Origin of the sequence: Promicromonospora sukumoe 327MFSha3.1 (assembly GCF_000385135.1) — a bacterium.
In the GTDB taxonomy this organism is placed as follows: Bacteria; Actinomycetota; Actinomycetes; order Actinomycetales; family Cellulomonadaceae; genus Promicromonospora; species Promicromonospora sukumoe_B.
In genome coordinates this window covers 2,181,204-2,201,459 of sequence record NZ_ARQM01000010.1, presented here as the reverse complement: position 1 = coordinate 2,201,459, position 20,256 = coordinate 2,181,204, and the positions used below count along the sequence as shown (strand labels likewise).

The 20,256-nt window shown below is 70.7% G+C and carries 22 protein-coding genes and 1 pseudogene; 7 read left to right on the top strand and 16 right to left on the bottom strand.

Annotated features, from left to right (window positions below; translation table 11 throughout):
• Nucleotides 1-2: 2 nt before the first annotated feature.
• From H291_RS0113710 to H291_RS30055, 4 genes are read right to left on the bottom strand one after another with little or no spacing between them, the layout of a single operon-like run.
• The gene (locus H291_RS0113710; protein WP_020015577.1) at nucleotides 3-737 is read right to left on the bottom strand and encodes a GvpL/GvpF family gas vesicle protein; all 735 of its coding nucleotides are present in this window, start codon (nucleotides 735-737) and stop codon (nucleotides 3-5) included.
• Between the two features lie 27 nt (nucleotides 738-764).
• Nucleotides 765-1,226, bottom strand: a complete 462-nt coding sequence (gene gvpJ, locus H291_RS0113705) for a gas vesicle protein GvpJ (protein WP_026365729.1) — start codon at nucleotides 1,224-1,226, stop codon at nucleotides 765-767.
• A 7-nt stretch (nucleotides 1,227-1,233) separates the two neighbouring features.
• The gene (locus H291_RS30060) at nucleotides 1,234-2,208 is read right to left on the bottom strand and encodes an SRPBCC family protein (RefSeq protein ID WP_020015575.1); all 975 of its coding nucleotides are present in this window, start codon (nucleotides 2,206-2,208) and stop codon (nucleotides 1,234-1,236) included.
• Nucleotides 2,209-2,262: 54 nt separating this feature from the next.
• Complete coding sequence (locus H291_RS30055; protein WP_020015574.1) at nucleotides 2,263-2,907, bottom strand: hypothetical protein; 645 nt, start codon at nucleotides 2,905-2,907, stop codon at nucleotides 2,263-2,265.
• A gap of 268 nt (nucleotides 2,908-3,175) precedes the next feature.
• Between H291_RS30055 and H291_RS0113690 the strand changes: the two genes are divergently transcribed.
• Nucleotides 3,176-3,595, top strand: coding sequence for a CBS domain-containing protein (locus H291_RS0113690; protein ID WP_020015573.1), 420 nt, complete (start codon nucleotides 3,176-3,178; stop codon nucleotides 3,593-3,595).
• 43 nt (nucleotides 3,596-3,638) lie between these two features.
• The gene (locus H291_RS0113685) at nucleotides 3,639-3,821 is read left to right on the top strand and encodes a hypothetical protein (RefSeq protein ID WP_020015572.1); all 183 of its coding nucleotides are present in this window, start codon (nucleotides 3,639-3,641) and stop codon (nucleotides 3,819-3,821) included.
• A gap of 26 nt (nucleotides 3,822-3,847) precedes the next feature.
• Here the strand turns inward: H291_RS0113685 and ligD (H291_RS34870) are convergent, their stop codons facing one another.
• The 3 genes and pseudogenes from ligD (H291_RS34870) to H291_RS0113675 all read right to left on the bottom strand — a co-directional run bounded on the left by ligD (H291_RS34870) (nucleotide 3,848) and on the right by H291_RS0113675 (nucleotide 6,366).
• On the bottom strand, nucleotides 3,848-4,834 hold the full coding sequence (gene ligD, locus H291_RS34870; RefSeq protein ID WP_051109424.1) for a non-homologous end-joining DNA ligase: 987 nt from the start codon (nucleotides 4,832-4,834) through the stop codon (nucleotides 3,848-3,850).
• 20 nt (nucleotides 4,835-4,854) lie between these two features.
• Nucleotides 4,855-5,736 (bottom strand): annotated as a pseudogene (gene ligD, locus H291_RS34865) (non-homologous end-joining DNA ligase); the annotation flags it as partial.
• 54 nt (nucleotides 5,737-5,790) lie between these two features.
• Complete coding sequence (locus tag H291_RS0113675; RefSeq protein WP_020015571.1) at nucleotides 5,791-6,366, bottom strand: iron transporter; 576 nt, start codon at nucleotides 6,364-6,366, stop codon at nucleotides 5,791-5,793.
• Between the two features lie 247 nt (nucleotides 6,367-6,613).
• Between H291_RS0113675 and H291_RS0113670 the strand changes: the two genes are divergently transcribed.
• On the top strand, nucleotides 6,614-7,345 hold the full coding sequence (locus H291_RS0113670; RefSeq protein ID WP_332256653.1) for a PAS and ANTAR domain-containing protein: 732 nt from the start codon (nucleotides 6,614-6,616) through the stop codon (nucleotides 7,343-7,345).
• 157 nt (nucleotides 7,346-7,502) lie between these two features.
• Here H291_RS0113670 and H291_RS0113665 read toward each other — a convergent pair whose 3' ends face one another.
• The 5 genes from H291_RS0113665 to H291_RS0113645 all read right to left on the bottom strand — a co-directional run bounded on the left by H291_RS0113665 (nucleotide 7,503) and on the right by H291_RS0113645 (nucleotide 11,718).
• Nucleotides 7,503-7,955 (bottom strand): Hsp20/alpha crystallin family protein, encoded by a 453-nt coding sequence (locus H291_RS0113665; RefSeq protein WP_026365728.1) that lies wholly within the window; start codon nucleotides 7,953-7,955, stop codon nucleotides 7,503-7,505.
• Between the two features lie 138 nt (nucleotides 7,956-8,093).
• On the bottom strand, nucleotides 8,094-9,113 hold the full coding sequence (locus H291_RS30045; RefSeq protein ID WP_232216043.1) for a hypothetical protein: 1,020 nt from the start codon (nucleotides 9,111-9,113) through the stop codon (nucleotides 8,094-8,096).
• A 40-nt stretch (nucleotides 9,114-9,153) separates the two neighbouring features.
• Nucleotides 9,154-9,417, bottom strand: a complete 264-nt coding sequence (locus tag H291_RS0113655) for a GlsB/YeaQ/YmgE family stress response membrane protein (RefSeq protein WP_020015567.1) — start codon at nucleotides 9,415-9,417, stop codon at nucleotides 9,154-9,156.
• An 83-nt stretch (nucleotides 9,418-9,500) separates the two neighbouring features.
• The gene (locus H291_RS30040) at nucleotides 9,501-10,502 is read right to left on the bottom strand and encodes an HAD family hydrolase (protein WP_020015566.1); all 1,002 of its coding nucleotides are present in this window, start codon (nucleotides 10,500-10,502) and stop codon (nucleotides 9,501-9,503) included.
• A gap of 325 nt (nucleotides 10,503-10,827) precedes the next feature.
• Nucleotides 10,828-11,718, bottom strand: coding sequence for a LysR family transcriptional regulator (locus H291_RS0113645; protein ID WP_020015565.1), 891 nt, complete (start codon nucleotides 11,716-11,718; stop codon nucleotides 10,828-10,830).
• 146 nt (nucleotides 11,719-11,864) lie between these two features.
• Between H291_RS0113645 and H291_RS0113640 the strand changes: the two genes are divergently transcribed.
• On the top strand, nucleotides 11,865-12,992 hold the full coding sequence (locus H291_RS0113640) for a serine hydrolase domain-containing protein (protein ID WP_020015564.1): 1,128 nt from the start codon (nucleotides 11,865-11,867) through the stop codon (nucleotides 12,990-12,992).
• Nucleotides 12,993-13,194: 202 nt separating this feature from the next.
• On the top strand, nucleotides 13,195-13,368 hold the full coding sequence (locus tag H291_RS0113635; protein WP_157236856.1) for a hypothetical protein: 174 nt from the start codon (nucleotides 13,195-13,197) through the stop codon (nucleotides 13,366-13,368).
• 106 nt (nucleotides 13,369-13,474) lie between these two features.
• Here H291_RS0113635 and H291_RS30035 read toward each other — a convergent pair whose 3' ends face one another.
• Nucleotides 13,475-14,542, bottom strand: coding sequence for a LacI family DNA-binding transcriptional regulator (locus H291_RS30035; protein WP_033325963.1), 1,068 nt, complete (start codon nucleotides 14,540-14,542; stop codon nucleotides 13,475-13,477).
• A gap of 33 nt (nucleotides 14,543-14,575) precedes the next feature.
• On the opposite strand from H291_RS30035, the gene H291_RS0113625 reads away from it, so the two are divergent.
• On the top strand, nucleotides 14,576-15,346 hold the full coding sequence (locus tag H291_RS0113625; protein WP_051109422.1) for an SDR family NAD(P)-dependent oxidoreductase: 771 nt from the start codon (nucleotides 14,576-14,578) through the stop codon (nucleotides 15,344-15,346).
• A 34-nt stretch (nucleotides 15,347-15,380) separates the two neighbouring features.
• Complete coding sequence (locus tag H291_RS30030) at nucleotides 15,381-16,613, top strand: MFS transporter (protein ID WP_232216042.1); 1,233 nt, start codon at nucleotides 15,381-15,383, stop codon at nucleotides 16,611-16,613.
• Between the two features lie 99 nt (nucleotides 16,614-16,712).
• Here H291_RS30030 and H291_RS0113615 read toward each other — a convergent pair whose 3' ends face one another.
• From H291_RS0113615 to H291_RS0113605, 3 genes are all read right to left on the bottom strand, one after another.
• Nucleotides 16,713-17,369: a PAS and ANTAR domain-containing protein gene (locus H291_RS0113615; protein WP_020015559.1), complete on the bottom strand. Its 657-nt coding sequence runs from the start codon at nucleotides 17,367-17,369 to the stop codon at nucleotides 16,713-16,715.
• A 137-nt stretch (nucleotides 17,370-17,506) separates the two neighbouring features.
• Nucleotides 17,507-18,367: an SDR family oxidoreductase gene (locus H291_RS0113610; RefSeq protein ID WP_020015558.1), complete on the bottom strand. Its 861-nt coding sequence runs from the start codon at nucleotides 18,365-18,367 to the stop codon at nucleotides 17,507-17,509.
• Nucleotides 18,364-20,148, bottom strand: a complete 1,785-nt coding sequence (locus H291_RS0113605; RefSeq protein WP_020015557.1) for a thiamine pyrophosphate-requiring protein — start codon at nucleotides 20,146-20,148, stop codon at nucleotides 18,364-18,366. Before H291_RS0113605 ends, H291_RS0113610 begins: the two co-directional genes overlap by 4 nt.
• Nucleotides 20,149-20,256 lie beyond the last annotated feature (108 nt).

Genomic DNA, 20,256 nt, shown 5'->3' with positions numbered 1-20,256 from the left:
ACTCACCCCTCGTCCACGAAGTCCACGAAGTCGTAGGGCGCCTGCGGCCCGACCAGGCGAAACGCGACCCGTCCCCAGGCCCGCGCGGCGAGCCTCTCGAGCACGGCCTCGAACAGGGTCAGCTCGGTGCGTCGTACCAGCACCGCCATCTCCAGCACGTCCTCGACGAGATCGGTCTCGTGCTCCTGGAGCTCGACCGCGAACGGAGCGAGCTCCTCGTGCAGAAGAGTCACGTCGTGCTCGCGCTTGCGGGCGAAGCCCTGGACGATCAGCTCGCCGAGCCGGATCCGGGCCTCGTAGGCCGTGTCCGTCGGCAGCACCTGGAGGAAGGCACGCAGCTCGGCGATCTCGGTGTCCTCCGTGATCAGCTCCGCCAGCACCGTGTCGGTGACGTAGCGGACCTGGAGCGTGAACTGGGCGAGTCCGTCCAGCCGGCGCAGCGCCGCGGCGAGCGATGCGCGCTGTTCGGCCGGGAACGCCTCGTCCACCGCGCCCTCGTCGAGGACGGCGGTGCCGAACTTCAACGGGAGGACGGGGTGCTCCGCGGCCACGCCGTCGAGCACCGCGGTGTAGGCGCGTACCTCGGCGGGCATCCCGATGACCTCCGCCTCGGGAATCTCGGAGCTCAGCGCGGCGATCTGTCCCAGCCCGACCAGCCGCACCCCACCCACACCGAGATAGTCGACGTCGTCGGGTACGTCGGCAGTGGGAAGGACCAGACCGTAGAGGTACAGCATGGTTCGCTCGCACCGGTGGACGGGGACTCAGCGGGAACGTTCACCGGACACGCGCCGGCGGGGTCTGCGTTGCTCGCGGCGTCGTGGAGCGGGCTCGGCTTCGTCCTCGTCGGACGGCGAGTCCTGGGACTCGTCCTCGTCCTCGCCGCTGCCGACGAGGGCTTCCTTCGCGCTTGCCAGCACTCCCTTGGTCTTGCCCTTCGCGCCGCTCTGGGAGACGTCCTCCACGAGCTCGGGCAGGTCCCGTCCTCCGGTCTTCGCGAGGTCGAGACGGTTGGTGGCCTCGGCGAACCGCAGGTAGGTGTCGACGCTCGCGATGACGATGCGTGCGTCGATGGTGATCACCTCGATCCCGACGAGCGACACCCGTACGAAGGCGTCGATCACCAGGCCCTTGTCGAGGATGATGTTGATGACGTCCGCCAACGACGAGGACGACGGGCGTTCGAGGTACCCCGAGCTCCGGGGTCGGGTACTCAGTTCGGTCATCGCGCGCCTACCTGTTCTCGGACCCCGTGTCCTCGGTCTCCTCGGTGTCCTCTTCCTCTTCCTCTTCCTCTTCCTCTTCCTCTTCCTCCTCTTCGGTGCCCTCTTCCTCCTCCCGGGCAGCCTGCTCGTCCTCGACGACCTCCTGGTGGCTCCGGATCATCTCCTCGTCGCGGATCTCGGCGCGAAAGCCTTCGTCCTCCTCCGGTCGCAGGACCGACTCGGTCATGACGTGGCGGACGAAGTACTTGAGCTCCAGGCGCACCCGCCTGTTCACCGCCCGCCAGATGTTCCCGGTCTTCTCCATGAAGCCCTGGGGGTAGTAGGACACGACGATGATGAGCCTGGTCAGGTCGTCGGCCAGCTCGTGGAACGTCACGACCCCGCTCAGGTGTCCCTTGGCCCCGCTGGAGCTCCAGGCGATCCGCTGGTCGGGCACCTGATCCGTGATGACGGTGTCCCACTGCCGATGGGACCAGAGCACCTGCCCCTTGAGCTGGACCTCCCCGGACTCCTCGTCGAGCTCGGTGTGCTCCACCTTCTTCATGAACTCGGGCCACTTCTCGTACGACGTCCACGCGTTGAAGACGATCTCGACCGGCGCGCCGACGTCGATGGACTCGACGATGTTGTTGAAGGCGAACTTCTTGCCGCCTCCGCCACCTCCGCCGTTCCCGCCACCGAACGTCTCCTTGACCTTGTCCTTGACGCCCGCCACGGCCGCGGACAGCCCTGCCTTGACGGGTGACGCGCCCTGCGCGAGCTCCTCGGCGCCCTTCGCGGCCGCGGTCGCCTTGGCACCTCCGCCGTCGCCGGACCCGTTCGCGTAGTCGGTGAGCCGGTCGGTGAGCCCGCTCACCCGGTCGGTGAGGCTGTCGACCGCGTTGCTCGCCAGCGCCTTGACATACCCGCCGGCCGACTCCTTGAGGGCAGTGAGCGGCTGCGAAGCTGCCCGGTCCGTCGTTCCGGTGGACTCGTTGCTCATGGAATGCTCCTTCCCGGCGCCGACATGGTCCGTCGGCACCCGTGTCCGGCCCGGTCAGCGGGAGCCGGTCCTCCTTGCGGAGCTTCCGCCCGACGACTTCGTCGTGCTGCCGGACCGGGTTCCCGACGACTTCCTGGCCCGCGTGCCGGAGCTGCTCTGCTTCGAACCACTCTGGGCCGATGAGCGCGAGGAGCGGGATCCGCCGGACGCCGAGCTTTCCCGCTTGCTCCGCTTGGCGGCCGGCTCCTCCTCGTCCTCCTGGGCCGTCTCTTCCTCGCCCGACGGCTCCTCGGTCCCCTCGTCGGCCGGCTCTTCGGTCTCCTCGTCGGGCGATTCCTCGGCCGGTTCGGGCGACTCTTCGGGGGCCTCCGCGGGCTCGTCCTCTTCCGGGCCGTGCTCGGCTCGACGTGAGCCTGCGCGCTTCTCCAGGTTCGAGACGAGGCCGTCGACCCGTTTGGTCGCCACCGCGACAGCGGCGGTCTTCCCGGCTTCGACGAGCCGGCCGGAGAACTCGTCGGTGAGCTTCTTGACCGCGGGGGAGGAAAGGAGGGAACTCCCGGCCTTGAGGAGATCTGGGTTGGATCGCAGCTCCCTGAAGGCGAGTGCGCCGGCGACGGTCAGGGCCAGCTTCATCCTCTTGGTCCGTCCCAAGACGTACCCACCGAGCAGGATCGCTGCGAACTTGAGCTTGTCGTCCATGGTGATTCCCTACGGACCCTGGGGAGCGGACGGCGCACTGTCGCGCCGTGGGGGGTCCGGATTTTCAGGCTAGCACCGGGGATTTTGAGTCGCGTCCCGGAGATCCAGGAGCTCGTCACCAGTGCTCAGGACGCCACCGAAGACCGATACGCGCCAGATCGCGTCGATCGAGCGGATCACGTCTGGCGTTGCGAGTGCCGTAGCGCGAGCACAGGGTGAAGACGCCGGTGGAGCAGCCCGCCGTCGTCCACCACGTGAGGAGCGTGCAATGACCCAGCAGACCGTCGCTGACGTCATGACCCCGTCCCCGACCACCGTCGACATCACCGACACCCTCCGGACCGTCGCACGGACGATGACCGAGCAGGACATCGGTGCACTCGTGGTCCGCGCCGGCACCACCGCCGTGGGTATCGTCACCGACCGCGACCTCGTCGTACGCGGGCTGGCAGCCGGGCTCGCCACCGACACCCCGGTGCAACACCTCGTGACGGAGCAGGTCGTCACGGTCGGACATACCGACCCCATCGAGACCGCGATAGAAGTGATGCGCGACGCAGCGGTCCGACGAGTCCCCGTCCTGGACGGGGACTCCCTCGTCGGGATCGTCTCGATCGGCGACCTCGCTCTCGAGCGCGATCCGATGTCGGCGCTCGCGGACATCTCCCGCTCGGAGCCCAACCGGTGAGCCGAGACCTCCTGATCCCCGACCGTGCAACAGAGGAGCGAGCATGAACGACGACCGTCGTGACCCGACCCCGACCGAGAGCAGTGAGTCCCCGACCGGCGGACATGTGCCGTCCAAGGAAGAGGCCGACCGGCTCAAGCCGCATCCGGACGGGCCCGAGATCCCGGGTGAAGAGCCGGAGGACAACCCGGACGAGGAGGGCGAGGACCGCTTCGACGCGGGATAGCACTCGCGCGAGCCGAGTGCCTCGCCTCACTCGCGGCGTACTCGTTGCGGGTCCTTGTCCTCGCGCCAGCCGCGCCAGCGCGGCTGGCGCAGGCGGCCGTCCCTGGTCCACTCGGCGAACTCGACCTCTCCGACCAGGCGGGGTGTCACCCAGTGGGCATCGCGTGCGTCGGCCCGGGGTATGTCGTGGAACGGTGCGGTCTCGCGCGCGATCCGCCCGAGCCGGCCGTGCAGCTCGTCGAGGTCGCGGTGGGAGAAGCCCGTTCCGACCCTGCCGACGTACTGCAGCCGGCCCTCGGCGTCCCCGACCCCGAGCAGGAGCGAGCCGACTGTCCTTGCACGACGCCCCTGGCCAGGCCGCCAGCCGCCGATCACGACCTCCTGCGTGCGGGCGTGCTTGACCTTGATCCAGTCCCGGGTGCGTCGTCCGACGGCGTAGCGCGAGTCGCGGCGTTTCGCGATCACGCCTTCGAGGCCGAGCTCGTCGCTCGTCCGCCATGCGTGGTCGAAGTCCTCGTCGACCGCCGGGGGGACCTTGACGGACTCGTTCTCGGTCACCAGGGCAGCGAGTCGTGCGCGCCGCTCCGTGTAGGGCAGGCCGACGAGCGGCTCGTCGTCCTGCTCCAGGAGGTCGAACAGGAAGATCTGCGCGGGCACCTGTTCGGCCGCCCGGCGGATCTCCCGTGGATCGGCGAGGTTGATCCGGTGCTGCAGCCGGGCGAAGCTCGGCCGGCCCTTCGCGTCGAGCGCGACGATCTCGCCGTCCAGCACGGCCTGCCCGCGCACTGCGCGGCTGAGGCCCTCGACGACCTCCGGGTAGCCCGGGCCCTGCGTCTTGTGGTTGCGGCTGGTGAGGCTGACGGTGCTGCGTCCGTCCTGCAGCTCGACCCGCACCAGCGCCCGGACCCCGTCCCACTTCATCTCGAGCGACCAGTCGCCCTGATCGCCGTGGCCGACGACGTCGTCGCGCGTACCGAGGGTGGCGAGCATGGCCTCGTAGCCGGGCTGCGTCATCGCGCCACCTCGACGTCGTCGGCGAGGGGGTCGCCGCGCCGGCGGACACGGGGGAGCACCTCGTCCAGCTCGAGCTGGCGGAGCTGGGGCGAGCCCAGCTCGCGCCAGGTTCTCGGTAGTGCGACCCAGGGCCGGCTCCGGCCACGCAGCGAGTAGGGCGCGACGGTCGTCTTGCTGCCGTTGTTCTGCGACCAGTCGACGAGCACCTTGCCCGCGCGCAGCGACTTCTTCATGTCACTGACCACCAGGTCGCCGTGGTCGGCCTCGAGGGCCCGGGCGAGGTCGTGGGCCACCGCGGTGACCTGCTCCGCGGAGTCGTGTCCCTCCAGCGGCGCGTAGAGGTGCAGCCCCTTGCTCCCGCTCGTCACGGGCACCGGATCCAGCCCCATGTCCTGCAGCATCCGGCGGGCGAGGCGGGCCACCTCCACGCACTGGGCGAGCCCGGCTCCCTCGCCCGGGTCGAGGTCGAGCACGAGACGGTCGGGGGAGCGGGGCGCGCCGTTGCTCGCGGCCGGCCTGCCGAACCGCCACTGCGGCACGTGGATCTCCAGAGCGGCCATCTGCGCGAGCCAGACCAGCGTCGCGGTGTCCTGTACGAGCGGATAGGTTGACGTGCCGGTCTGGTGGCTCAGGTCGCGTCGTGCCACCCACTCCGGCGTGCCTCGACCGAGGTCCTTGTGGAAGAACGGGTCTTGCCCGACTCCGTCCGGCCAGCGCTTGCGGGTGGCCGGACGGTCCCGCACGTGCGGCAGCATCGTTGCGGCCACGGCGGCGTAGTACTCGACGACGTCGCGCTTGGTCGTTCCGGTCTCCGGGTAGAGAACCTTGGACAGGTGCGTCAGGCGCACCTCGCGGTCGTCCAGCGTCACGACCTGGGTGTCCTGGTCAGCGTCCGTGATCATCTCGCCCCCCTCGGACATGCTTGTTCCTCCCCTGCGTCGTCGCCGTACGCTCGATCAGCTCGGTGGGTCGACCGGCTCGGCACCACGTTCGATGCCGACCCCGGTGAACTCGACGTCGACGGGTGAGGCGAACCGTCGTCCGTTGATCTCGTCGTGCCGCATGAAGGACGGTGGGTCGACGTGCACCTTCAGGGTGTAGTCGCCGTCCTCCGGGAGCTCCCAGTTGCGTGCGTAGTGGTAGAGCATCGGATGCCAGACCAGCTCCTGCGGGAACGGCCCGAGCTCCTCCCCGCCAGGCGTCACGAGAGTCGCGCTCACGTTCAGGCCGGGGACGAAGCGACCGTCGGCCGCGTCGCAGACGACTACCTCCACGTGCGAGTTCGCGTCACCGGGGTTGTGCCAGACCAGCTCGCCCTCCTGCAGGTGGTACATGCCCTCGGCGTCCTCGATGGCATAGCCGACCAGGTAGTCGCCGACCTGTTTCGTCCCCGCCGTCTTGGCGACGTCCTGCGCCATGTGGTCGAGAGCCTGCCGGTAGGCCTTGCCCTGGGCGACGGCCAGCCGCAGCTGGTGTTCCGTCGCCTCGGACGAGCCGGGGTCCATGGGCGGGGTGGTGGGGGTCGTCGTCATACGTGCCTCCTCGGGTGGAACGGTGGGCGCGTCTCGATGCTGCATCGCCGGTCTCCCGCTCGCACCCCGGGCCTCAGCGAGCTGTTCCTCGTTCGACCGGGCGCGCGTCCGTGCGACGCCGGTGATCGCCACCCACACGCGGGGGCCCGCTTGCCTTGGAACTTACGGGGTCGGCGATGCACCATTCTGCTGAACTCTGCAGTGAGGACAGCACCTCTGCCCGGCCCTCGCACCACTGACCAGTGGCGTGCCGTCGGCCGGGCACGGTTGCCCGACCGATAGGAACGCCGTGAACGACTCCCAGCCCTCGCCGAACTCTGTCGAAGCTGCCTTGGCGCCCGGTCAGGAAGCTCCCGTCGGCCGTTACCGGCTCGAGCTGAGCACGGGGCGATGGGCGTGGTCCGACGAGGTCTTCCTGATGCACGGGTTCCAGCCTGGTGAGGTCGTGCCGACCACCGAGCTCGTCCTCGCGCACAAGCACCCGGACGACCGCGAGCGTGTGGACCACGTGATGCGCGACGCCACCGCGACGGGCCGTCCGTTCAGCTCCGTGCACCGCATTCGGGACGCCCAGGGCACGATCCGTACCCTCACGGTGACCGGGCAGGCCACGCGTGATCCGCAGTCCGGTGCGGTCACCGAGATACGCGGGTACTTCATCGACGTGACCGCTGCCAACCGTGAGAGTGCCGCGCAGCAGGCCTCCTCCTTCATCCAGGCGTCGTCGGCGAACAGGGCGCCGATCGAGCAGGCCAAGGGCGTCCTCATGGTGGCGTTCGGCATCGACGACCCCACCGCGTTCGACCGTCTGCGTGTGGCGTCCAACCAGCTCAACGTCCCGGTCAGAGATCTCGCCCGCTGGCTGATGAACTGGTTCACCGACGCATCGACCGCCGAGATGCCGACGGCGGACGAGCTGGCCGACTTCCTCATCGCGCCGGTGCCGACCGTGGGTCCTGAACACCAGCCGGCCACGTGAGGGGCGTCGCCGTCCATGGATCCGAGTCGGTGTAGAGGCCGCCCGCCTTCTGTGGGATGGCTCCGACACGGAGGGCCGGTTCCCTTCCGGGAACCGGCCCTCCGTACCAGCCGCTGGTGCCGGCGACTGGCGGCGGGGTCGCACGGAGCCGTCGAGATCAGGACTCGATGGACTGACGTCCCTCGGATCCTTGGCCGATCGGTGTCGTACCGGACGTGTGGGTGACGTCGATCCTCCGCGGCTTGGCCTCCTCGCTGACGGGGATCGTCAGGGACAGGACACCGTCGGTGTACGAAGCGGAGATCCGGTCGAGCGCGAGTCCGCGCCCCACGGTGAGCTGCCGGGCGAAGGTGCCCGTGGGACGCTCTCGGACCAGCCACTGTGCGTCGTCACCGGAGCGCTGCGTGCGCTCGGCGCGGACGGTCAGCGTGCGGTCCTCGACCGAGACGTCGATGGTCCCCGGGTCGACGCCGGGCAGGTCCATGGACAGCACGTAGTGGTCGCCGGTGCGGAACAGGTCCATCGGCAGGGTGCCCGACTGTCGTGCGTTGCTCGCGAACGAGCCGAACAGCCGGTCCATCTCCTGGAACGGGTCCCAATAGGTAGCCATTGCGCATCACCTCCCATGCTGATGCGGTCCTGGCCCCTCCAGGACCGCGGCGCTCGACGGCGGTGGGGCCGCCGTCCGGCTACGTCTCCATTTTTAGCACTCTCGACGCGAGAGTGCCAAGAGGCTGGAGTTGACGTTCTACGTGTTGCGTCGGTCGCGCGCGAGGCGTTCACGACGTTCCTCCTCGCGCTTGGAGTAGGCGGCGGCGCGGATCGCCTCGTCCGACTCCAGACCGGACCCGAGGCCACCGCCGACCGTTGCTGCTGACGCGACGAACCACGCCAGGACAAGGAGGTCGCCGTAGCCGAGCGTGGAGCCCACGTAGCCACCCATCACCTCGGGGTCGAGGACGAAGAGTGCCCACGCCAGGTTCACGACGTAGAGAGCGACGTAGCAGATGGCCACACCGGCCAGCAGAGTCAGTACGGTCGAGGCGTTGTAGAGGCGGGATCTCTCCCTTGCCTGCGGCGAGTCGTCCTCGGGGCGGTCCCACAGTCCGCCGTCGATCACGAGCCAGGCCGCGACGAGGGTGACCGAGGCGATGGAGGCGACCACCAGGCGCCACCAGGACAGCGAGTCCGCCAGGACCCACACCGTCGAGTTGATCGTGGCCACCGCGCCGGTCGCCAGTGCCGCCACGAGCGCCGACTTCAGCCCGGGTACCAGCCGCCAGGGACGGTTCGCGAGCACCATGCCCAGCAGCAGCCGCCACCGGCCGCGCAGGCGGGGCAGGACGACCCGGTGCTCGTCGTCCTCACCCGGCTGAGCCATCGTGGCGACCAGCGAACGCACTGCCCGCCGGGCGTGAGCGTGGACCCGGAGCCCGCCGAGCGCGGGCAGGGACAGCACCGCGGTCCGTCGATCGGGATCGGTGTCGGCCAGCACGTGGCGGCCGTCGCCGTCGTGTAGCGGGAGCTCGGTCAGGCCGACGACGAGGTCCCAGTCCCGGTCGCGGGCCTGGTCCCGCAACCGGTCCATCGCGGTGCGGAGGTTCTCGGACCCGGTCGTGAACGGCTCGCTGACCACGGTGATGTCCCACGCGACGCCACCGTCGGGTGGGCTCAGGTCGGCCATTCCTTGCGCGATGTCGGTGGGTGCGGCTGGGTCGGCCACGAGTCCGACGCGGACGGACACCATGTCGGCAGACTCCCGTCTCATCGGGGATGCGTGCAGCGGCAGCGAACATTCGCGGGTTGGCTCAGGCGCGTCGGCGTGCGATCGCTCCCCAGATGGCGAGGACGAGGAGCGAGCCGATGAGGGCCCAGAACCACGTGGTCAGTGAGAAGAAGGACTCGTTGACCCGGACGTCGAAGAGCGCTCCGCCGATCCAGCCGCCCAGGAGTGCGCCGAGAACGCCGACGACGAGGGTGATGAACCACCCTCCGGCGGCTCTGCCGGGAAGGATGGCTCGGGCGATGGCGCCCATGATGAGTCCGATCAGGATCCAGCCGATGATTCCCATGGAAGCTCCTTCGAGAATGCGTCCCCTGACTCGCGCAGACGCTCTGGCTCAGGCCCGGAAGACGATCTGTTGCACGTCCACTTTCACCCCGCTGGCCAATGTTCGCCAGGGGAGAGCGGGGCTTTCTGAGGCACATTCCCATCAGCGAAAGGCAGCGAAGTACCAGGGGAGTCGGCCGGGCCATGATGTGCTCCGAGTTGTTGCCCCAGCCGGAGAAGGCGACAGGCCGGCTGAGGAAGTTGCCCAGCCGCCAGTGAGAGCAGGGCGCCTGCGGCGCCTTGCTCGTCGACACTGCCCGTGACAGAGGCGGCGACGGCTTTCACCCGCGCGTCGGCCTGGCCCATGGCCACGCCGTGAGCGGCCCAGGCAAGCATCTCCGTGTCGTTGACGCCGTCACCGATCGCGAACGTGTCGTCCGGCGGCACGCTGAGGTGAGCCCGGACGAGTTCCAGTGCCGACGCCTTGGAGAGCTGGTCGGCAGTCACGTTGACCCGGTCGACTCCCTCCGGGGTCGCCCGGACGCCGAGGCGGTGCAGCGAGCTGACCAAGGACGTCACTGATGGGCCGGCGAGCACGACGCGGGTGGTTGGCATCGCCCAGAGCTCGTCGTGCCGGTCGATGACCCGCTGACGGCCGTTCAGGAGTCCTGCCCTGAACGGCTCGGTGACGAGCCAGCCCCGACCGAAGTCCTCAGTTGCGATCGATACCTCGCCGAGGCGCAGGCGAGCCAGCCGAACTACGGGCCGGGCATCGAAGGTGTGACGGGCGTGCAGTCTGTACCCACCGAGCGCCGTGTTCTCGAGGCGCGCGGTCACTGCCCCGTTCGAGGCGACGATCCACTCGTTCGTCAGTCCCAGGTCCTTCGCGACTGCCAAGGTGCTGGCCAGCGTCCTGCCGGTGGCCAGCACCACGTGATGCCCGGCGGTCCGGACCAGCCCGACAGCGTCGATGGTGGCCTGCGGGACGCGAGTGCCGCTGGGGAGCAGGGTGCCGTCGATATCCAGTGCGACCAGATACCGCCGTGCCGCGCCCCGGCGGCACAGGTACTTCGCTTCACATCCACGCGCGGCCTGTAGGTCAGGCACGGGCCGGGACCGAGACACTCCGACGGCGGTGCCGGCTGTCGGCGTAGAGGCGATGCGTCTGCTTCACGTGTCCCAGAGAGCCAAGCGGGGAGTCCATGGCGGTACCGCGGCTGGGTGGTCCCGGGCGGGAGCGCGCGCTCGATCGCCATCGGTTCAGTCATCCCTGCAGCCCTTCGCGCATTCCCCGCGCCGGTGAGCCGCGTCTTGACTCCGTCCGACCGTATCGCGCTTCGGGACGCAGGGGCCGCAGATCGTGGCGGGCGCCGCGACCACCGACAGTGCGGACGAGCCTGTCTCGCTCCCGGGCGGCCGGCTGCACCTGGGGTCAGAGTGCTCGTGGGCCGAGGTCGGTCAGCACGGCGGTGAGGTGACGGATGCCCGGGCTGTCGTTCTCGGACTGCCAGATGGGGCCCCAGCTGATCGTCCAGTCCTGGCGGAACTGCCGGTAGGTGAGGTCGGGACGCCGGTAGTAGCGGGCCGCGTGCCCGCCGAGCGGCTGCGCGACCTCGCCGTTCGCGGTGGCGCTGAACGCCTGTTCCAGGTCCGCGACCAGGGGGCCGCGGGTGATGGTGCGTCCTCGGGGTGTGTGGAACGGGTTGAACACGTCCAGGTACTCGAGCGGGAAGGCGCTGGCGGTGTCGATCACCTCGAAGGCGGCAAGGTCCTCGAGATCGACCGCGTCGCGTCGTGCCAGCTGGTGGTCGAGGGACAGGGCCACGACCATCGGCTCCGTGAACATGACCGGTCCGCTGGTGAGGTCGGGTTCCGTCATGGGGAGCCATCCGATGTAGACGTCGATGTCACCCTGGCGGATCGCCGTCATGGCGCTGCTGAAGGGCTGGTAGCGCACCCGGAGGTCCCAGGCGGGGTGCGCGGCGCGGAAGGCGTCCCAGAACGGCCGCAGCTCCAGGGTGTTGCTCGCGGCGGTCCCGACGCGCAGCACGCCGGTTCGTCCGCCGGCGGCCGCGCGCGCTCGGTCGGTGCTGTCGGTGATGGCCCGCAGCAGGGGCCGCAGCTCGTCCCGAAGCTGTTCACCGATCGGCGTGAGGCGCACGACCCGGCTCGTGCGTTGGAACAGCGGGGCACCGATGCTCCGCTCGTGCTTCTGGATCACCTGGCTGACCCGCGACTGCGAAAGGTGCAGGCGCTGCGCGGTCCGGCCGAAGTGCAGTTCTTCGGAGAGGGTCAGAAAGATCTCGATCTCCCGGAGCTCCATGACTCTCCTGTCGATGAGCGGTGCTGATCGCTGCGATGCGATTTTCGCCGTTGTTGTGCGGTTTGGCCGGAATCGATGATAGGCGAGGCGGCCGGGACGACGTCCTGCCGGTGCCGCCACCTTCCCCAGATAGAACGGAGCCACGCATGACCGCGCCATCCCTCCCCGCCTCGCAGGCGGTCGACCGCGAGCAGCTGCAGCGGGACATCGAGAAGATCGTCGGATCCGGGTTCACCGGTATGCAGGTGCGCGTGCACGATGAGCGGGGTGACTGGACCGGCGTAGCCGGCCGGCAGGCATTGGGCGACGACACCCTGCCGCCGGTCGACGGGCACGTCCGGATCGGCAGCAACACCAAGACCTTCGCCGCGACCGTGGCGCTGGCGCTGGTGGGCGAGAACGTGCTCGGCCTCGACAGGCCGGTGCACGACGAGCTGCCCGAGCTCGGGCTGGACCCGCGCATCACGTTGCGGATGCTCCTCCAGCACACGAGCGGCGTCTTCAACTTCACCGGTGAGTACTACGACGACGGCACGTTCGTGCCAGGTATCCCCGCGACGCAGTCGGGCAAGGAGTGGGTGGACAACCGGTTCCGGACGTACGCGCCGGAGGAGCTCGTCGGGATCGCACTGTCCAACCCGGCGCGGTTCGAGCCGGGCACGGACTGGAGCTACTCCAACACCAACTACGTGCTGGTGCGGTTGCTGATCGAGCGGGTTACCGGGCGCTCGCTCGCCGAGGAGACGCAGCGGCTCGTCCTGGGGCCACTCGCCCTGACCGGCACGGTGCTGCCGGGCACCTCGCAGGAGATCCCCGCCCCGTACGCCCACGCCTACTACCGGTACGACGACGGCGGCGCGGAGAAGACCGTCGACGTCAGCCAGCACAACCCGTCCTGGATCGCCACCGGCGGCGACATGATCTCGACCACCCAGGACCTGCAGACGTTCATCATCGCGCTGGTCACCGGCAAGCTGCTGCCCGCGGAGCTGCTGACCGAGATGCTGACGCCGCACCCCAAGGCGGGCTACGGCCTGGGCGTGTTCGTGCAGCCCACCGAGGCCGGCGGCACCGTCATCACCCACAACGGCGGTATCGCAGGCCACGCCGCGCTCATGTACAGCGCCCCGGATGGCAGTCGAACCCTGACCGGGGCGCTGTACTACGTGGACGACGCCACGATGTCGATGGGCGCAGCCTTCCAGCAGGCCACCCAGCTGCTTGTCCGGGCAGTCTTCGGGGGCGACGACGTGGTCGGCGAGGCCAAGGCCTGAGCACCGGCCCCGCACCCGCTCCGGGTGCGGGGCCACCTCGCCGTGCCTGGCGGAGCCGGATGCTCGAGGCGATGTCTCGCCACGCGACGGCGTGGGCGGGGGAGCCGGCCGTACCCACCCGGAGAGGTAGAGCTCAATCAGGTGTCTGCGGCCGGCACGGCACACCGGGGTGCTCTCAATCGTGGAACTCGCTCGCGCCCCCGTGCGCCAGACCAGCGCCGAGCCGATCGATGACCTCGTCCAGGTACTGCGTCGCGAGCCTCGCCGCGGCCTCATTTCGATGGAAGGCGATGTCGATCCCGTCGGTCCACCGGCGGTAGAGGTCGACGCAAGCAAGAAGCGCTTCTCCGATCTCGTCGCCGTCGTGTCCGCATAAAGTAGCTGTGAGCTGGTTTGCGGCGTCAGGGTCTATCGTCTCGAGCCGTCGTTCGACCCGGGACTTGGGGGCGATCCCCGCGGGGTGGTCTGGTCAGCAAGGTCGCCTACCGGAAGGCGCCCGGCCGATCGTCGGGTGCGACGACCGTCCATGGCACCGAGGGTGCATCGAGCGTGCCCGACAGGGCCGCCTGCGCGCACGCGCGGCCCTGCTCGCGCAGTGAGGCCGCCACGGACCAGACCCCCGCGGCGGCAGCTTCCCGCGAACCATCCCAACCGGTGATTGTCACCGCACGCTCTGTGCGGCTCAGCGCTGAACGGGCGCCGAGCGCCAGCTCGTCGCTCATCGCCAGGACGACCACCGGGCCAGAGTCCTCCAGCGCGTCGAGCAGCGCTGCGGCGGCGCCCGCACCCAGGTCGCGCTGGTTGCGCTCGACGACGGCGACCCGCACGTCGCCCCAGTCCTGTCCGGCCTCGGCAAGCGCGTCGCGGTAGCCGGCCAGTCGGGCCCCGGTGACGGGGAAGGGGACCGCTTCCAGGTCTGTCAGGTCAGGGGGCAGGCCGCCGCCGCGGAGTACGCCGCCGGTGCGGCGTCGGTCCAGGGGGAAGCTGATGATGACGGGGGTCGCGTCGGCCAGCGGCGTGGCGGCCGCGACCGCCGCGGCGGCCGCCCGGTCGTCGGGCCCGACGCGCACCAGCCCCGGGTGGGCGGGGCCGCCCTGGATGGCGGCGGGTCGCCCGCCGGCCGCGACGGCGGCGAGGACCGGGTCGTCGGCCACGGTGGTCCACAGCACGTAGCAGTCCACTGCCGCCGACAGCACCCGGTCGACGTCGGAGGCGTCCCCGCGGGTGGGGATGAGCACCATGCCCAGGTCCTCGCTGACGCAGACCTCGGCGATCCCGGCCAGGAACTGCGTCGCCTGCGGATCGTCGAAGAGGTAGGACAGGTGCTCGCCGACCACGACCCCGAGCTGCTGGGCGCGCCCGGAGCGCAGGGCGCGGGCGGTGCTGTCCGGGCGATAGCCCAGGTCGGCTGCGGCCGCCAGCACCTTGGCCCGGGTGGCCTCGGCGACCCGGGCGGGGTGGTTGAACGTGTAGGAGACCGTCATCGGCGCGACCCCCGCCTGCTCGGCCACGTCCTTGACGGTGGGCCGTCGTCGTCCAGGTGTGTTCACAGCGGACAGCCTACTTGTGTAACGTTACGATTCATGAGTCACGACGCGAGTTCCCGCTCCGTGCCCCGTCCGCCCGCCCTCGTCACCGGCGCGGGACGCGGCCTGGGCGCCGCCATCGCGGCGGCGCTGGCTGCCGGCGGGCACGCCGTGGCGGTCAACGACCTCCCGGACAGCCCGGGTGCCGCCAGTGTGGTCGACGCCGTTCGCGCCGCCGGAGGCCGCGCCGTCCTGGCGCCCGGGGACGTCACCACCCCCGAGGGGGTGCGGGCCGTGGTGTCCGCCGCCGAGGACGGGCTCGGGCCGGTCGGGGTGCTGGTTCCGTGCGCGACAGGCCCGCAGCCGGAGGTCCCGGTCGACCGGATGACCTGGGACGACCTGCTGCTGCCCCTGCGGTTCTTCACGCTGAGCCCGTTGCTGCTGGTGCAGGCGGTGCTGCCGGGGATGCGCGCGGCGGGCCGTGGCCGTGTGGTGATGGTCGGGTCGGACCTGGCCCAGCGCACCGACGTCGGGTGGTCCGCCTACTCGGCGGCCAAGGCCGCTCAGCTCGCCCTGGTCCGCACGTGGGCGCGCGAGCTGGCGCCCGACGGTGTCACCGTCAACGCCGTCGCGCCCGGGTGGATCCCCGTCGAGCGCCATGCCGGCACGCCGCCGGAGTTCCTGGAGGCCTACACCGCGAGGGTGCCGCTGGGGCGCATGGGCACTCCCGCGGACGTCGCCGCCGCGGTGGTGTGGCTGGCCTCCGGGGGCGCCTCCTTCATCACCGGCGAGCAGGTCACCGTCAACGGCGGCCACGGGCTCACCTGATCTCATGGCGTCGAACCGGGACAAGGCCTCTTCCGTGGAGCGCTCGCCACGCGTCGGTGGTCGCGCGGCGTACGCGCCCTACGCCGCCTTCGCCGCGTTCGGCATCTTCTGGGGGGCGTGGGGAGCTGCGCTGCCCGCGCTGCGCACCCAGGCGGGGGTCAGCGACGGCGAGCTGGGCACCGCCCTGCTCTTCGTCGGCCTGGGCGCGCTGCCGACGATGGCCCTCACCGGACGCGCGGTCGATCGCTTCGGGCTGCGGGTGGCGGCGTGGCTGCTGACCGCGCTGGTGGGCGCGGGCCTGCTCATCACCGCCGCCGACGGGATGGTGGTGCTGGTGATCGGCATGCTCGTGGTCGGCGCCGCCTCGGGGGCCGCGGACGTGGCGATCAACACCCTGGCCGGGCGCGCGGAGCATGCGACTGCCAAGCCGCTGCTCACGCGGTCCCACGGGCTGTTCTCCGTGGGCGTGGTGATCGCCAGCCTGTCCACGGGGGCGCTGCTGGGTACGGGGTCGTCCCTGCTGCTGGCCTTCGCCGTGGTCGCGGTGGTGGTGTGTGCCTTGGTCGCGGTCGTCTGGCTGGCCAGCGCGTCGCTGGAGGTACCGGCTCACCGGGGCGAGGCCGGCCAGGAGCGTGAGGTACCGGAGGGCCCCGGGGTGGCGGCGCCTCCTGGCTCACGCAGCCTCGCGGGCATGCTTCGCCGGATCGGCCCGACGTCGCCGCTGTTCGTCCTCGGACTGGTCGCCGCCCTGGCCTACGCCGTCGAGAACGCCCACCAGAGCTGGGGAGCGGTGCTGCTCACCGACGTCTTCACCGCCTCGCCCGGGCTCGCGGCCGCGGCCCCGGCGGCCTTCGCTGCCGCCGCGGCGTTGGCACGCCTGAGCCTGGCACCCCTCTCACGCAGCCACCCGGTCGCGATGCTGGTCGGTGGTGGCGTCCTGGCGACGGTGGGCACCGTGGTGCTGGCCGCCGCACCCTGGGTGGCTGTTGCCCTGGTCGGGCTGGTGCTGGCGGCGCTCGGCACCGCGACCTTGTTCCCCACGCTGCTGAGCCGCAGCCTGCGTGGCACGGAGCCGGGTCGGCACGGCCGGGCCACGTCGACGGTCGCCGCCACCGCCTACCTGGGCTTCCTGCTCGGCCCGGCCTACGTGGGCCTGCTCGCCGAACGCAGCGACCTGCGCGGCGCGATGCTCGGCGTGGCCGCGCTGGCACTGGTCTTCACGCTGGCGGCGGCACCGATCAGTGCCTGGGCTGCGCGGAGGAACTGATGCCGTCCGACGGGATCCCGGCTGCTCGCAGGCGTATCCGCGATGGTCGCCCAAGCCGTTCCTATCCCTGCGGCGACGTCGCGGCGCCGAAGGGCTGTGCTAGTCGCCGGGCACCACGTCCGTCGCGGGCACGACAGGGCTCAAGACGGCCAGCACGTCCTGGGGCGTGCCTCGGTTGCCGGCCAGGTCGACGATGCGTTGGGCGACGTCGCGCACTGCGACGTTGGTGTCATTCGATGTGCCACGCATCCGCTCGAACGCATCCTCGGGGTCGATGCCCAGGGTGATAGCGACAATTCCCTTGGCTTGTTCGATGGACGCGCGTGTCACCGCCGACGCCCGGATGGAGGCGTCAGCGGCCTTGTTGGCCTGCGTGGTGATGCCGGCCGTCACGTCGACGAAGTAGCCGACCAGCTCGGTCACCCGGCCCGTGGTGTCACGTCGGCCTCGCCCGATCACGGTGAGCGTCCGTTCCTGGCCCTTGGCGTCCATGATGCGGTGGACGCTGCTGAAGGGTTCACCGGTTACGGCGGCGTGGGCAAGGATGCGCGAGACGCGGAGCCGGTCGTCGGGATGCTTGTGCGCGAGGATGAGGGAGGTGGTGGGCACGATGTCGCCGGGCTCGAAGCCATGGATCCGGAAGACCTCGTCCGACCAGAACCAGATCTGTGTCGTGAGGTCGTACCGGTAGTGTCCGATGGCGTGGTTGGCGCCGAGCGTGAGGGCACGCTCGATCTCCAGGGGTTCTGCGGTCATGTGTGCAGCCGTTTCATGCGCCGTGCGCTGACGAGCCGCGTCCTGACTCACCTCGACCGTAGCGTTAATGACCGGTAACCGACAGGGCTGGGTAAGGGGACCCAAACTCCGGCCGGTTGAGACCAGAGCGACCCGGTTCAGAAGACGGGCTTGCCGCCCGTCACGCCGAGCACCGTCCCGGAGACGTACGACGCGGTGACGGGTGAGGCGAGGTAGACGAACGCGGGTGCCACCTCGGCGGGCTGCCCGGCCCGGCCGAGCGGGGTGTCGGTGCCGAACACGGTGATCTTCTCCTCGGGCTGGGTCGCGGGCTGCAGCGGGGTCCAGATCGGCCCGGGCGCGACGGCGTTCACCCGGATGCCTCGCGGCCCCAGCTCGGCGGCGAGGTTGACGGTGATGTTGTTGATCGCGGCCTTGGTGGCGGCGTAGTCGAGCAGTGACGTGGACGGCTGGTAGGCCTGGATCGAGGAGTTGTTGATGATCGCCGAGCCCTCACCCAGGTGGTCCAGGGCGGCCTGGGTCACCCAGAACAGGGCGTACAGGTTGGTCTTGAGCACGCGGTCCAGGTCGGCGGTGGTCACCTCCGCCACGGACTCGCGGCGTGCCATCTGGTACCCAGCGTTGTTGACCAGCACGTCGAGCCCGCCCAGGTCACCCGCGGCCCGGTGAGCGACCTCGCGCGCCGTGGCCTCGTCGCGCAGGTCCCCGGGGAGCAGCACGCAGCGCCGTCCGGCGGCCTGCACCAGCTCCTGGGTGGCGCGCGCGTCCAGCTCCTCCTCGGGCAGGTACGAGATCGCGACGTCGGCCCCCTCCCGTGCGAACGCGATGGCGACCGCGCGCCCGATGCCGGAATCGCCACCGGTCACCAACGTCTTGTAGCCCACCAGCTTCTCGCTGCCGACGTAGCTGGCCTCACCGTGGTCGGGCTCGGGGTTCATCCGGCCCGTCGTGCCGGGGGGTTCCTGCTGCTGGGCGGGGAAGGCGTTGTCCTGGTTCATCGGGTCCTCTTTCGTCTCTCGTCTTCTCGTTGTTCGATCAGCAGGGCGCGCGCCTGGTCCGGGTCCGGCTCCTGCTCCAGGCCTGCCAGCGTTCGTTCCACGGTGGACCCGGGCCGGTGGGGCGGTAGCAGCGGGACGTCGGGATCCACCACCGCCTCGATCAGGGTCGGCCGGTCGGCGGCCAGCGCCTGCTGCCAGGCCTCGCCGACCTGGCCGGGTTCCTCGACGCGCAGCCCGTGCAGGCCGAGCAGGTCCGCGTAGCCGGCGTAGGGGAAGGGCGGTACCCGCTGGGAGGCCGGGAACCGGGGATCGCCCTCCATCTCGCGCTGCTCCCAGGTGACCTCCGCGAGGTCCCCGTTGTGCAGCACGAGGACCACGAACCGCGGGTCGGCCCAGTCGCGCCAGCGGTCCGCGACCGTGATCAGCTCGGACAGCCCGTTCATCTGCATCGCGCCGTCGCCGGCCAGCGCCACCACGGGGCGGTCCGGGTGCAGCAGCTTGGCCGCGATCCCGTACGGCATCGCGGAGCCCATGGACGCCAGGGTGCTCGACAGGTTGGCGGGCACGCCCGGGGGCAGCCGCAGGAACCTGGCGTACCAGTACGTCACCGAACCCACGTCGACGGCCACCTGCGCGTCGCGGGGCAGGCGCGCCGACAGCTCGCGGACGACGTGCTGCGGGTTGAGCCGCCCGGACCGCTGGGCGGCCCGGCGGTCGGCGACGTCGTGCCAGGCGGACACCGCGCGCTCGACGTCCGCCCGCCAGCCGGGGCGTTCGGGCAGCAGGGGAGCGAGCGCGGTGAGCGTCGCGGCGGCGTCGCCCGCGAGGGCGACCTCGACGGGGTACTTGGTGCCGATGTTGCGGGGCGTGACGTCTATCTGCACGGCGCGGGCCTGCCCGGGCGCGGGGTAGAACTCGGTCCACGGGTCGTTGCTGCCCACCACGAGCAGGGTGTCGCACCCTGCCATGAGCTCGGCGGAGGCGGTCGTGCCCAGGTGACCCATGACCCCGCAGTGGTAGGGCAGCGACTCGTCGAGCAGGGGTTTGCCGAGCAGTGACGTCGTCAGTCCTGCGCCGAGGCGCTCGACGACGTCGCGCACCTCGCGCTCCGCCCCGGCCGCGCCCTGGCCGACCAGGACGGCCACCCGCTCGCCGGACCCGAGCACCTCGGCCGCCGCCCGCAGGCTGTCCTCGTCCGGGAGCAACCGTCCGGCCGAGTAGGCGGTCGACGACCGCACGATCCCGTGCTCCTGCTGGTCGCGTGCCGGGGCATCGGCCTGCTGCACGTCGTGCGGGACGACGACGCAGACCGGGCTGGAGGTGGCCTGCGCCGTGCGGAAGGCGTTGTCGAGCACGTGCGGGAGCTGGTCGGGTGCGGACACCACCTGGAGGTACTGCGCGCAGACATCCTTGAAGAGGGTCTGCAGGTCCACCTCCTGCAGGTAGCCCGACCCCAGCGCGGTGCTCACCACCTGCCCGACGATCGCCACGACCGGCTTGCGGTCCAGCTTCGCGTCGTAGAGGCCTTCGAGCAGGTGGATGGCACCGGGCCCCTGGGTAGCCAGGCAGACGCCGGTACCGCCCCCGTACTTCGCGTGGCCCGTCGCCATGAAGGCGGCCATCTCCTCGTGGCGTGCCGTGACCAGCTCGATGCGGTCCTGCTGCCGGTGCAGGGCGGCCAGCAGCGGGTCGACGCCGTCTCCCGCGTACCCGAACACCCGCTCGACCCCCCAGTCGAGCAGCCGCTCGACGAGGTGGTCGGCCACCGTGGCGGTGCTCATGCGCCCTCCTCGCCCGCGCGGCCGGCGGCCGGGTCGAGCTCCTGGATCGCAGGATCGGGCACGGTCTCCACGCCGACCTGCTTCTGGCCGTGCCAGGTGAGTGCTCGC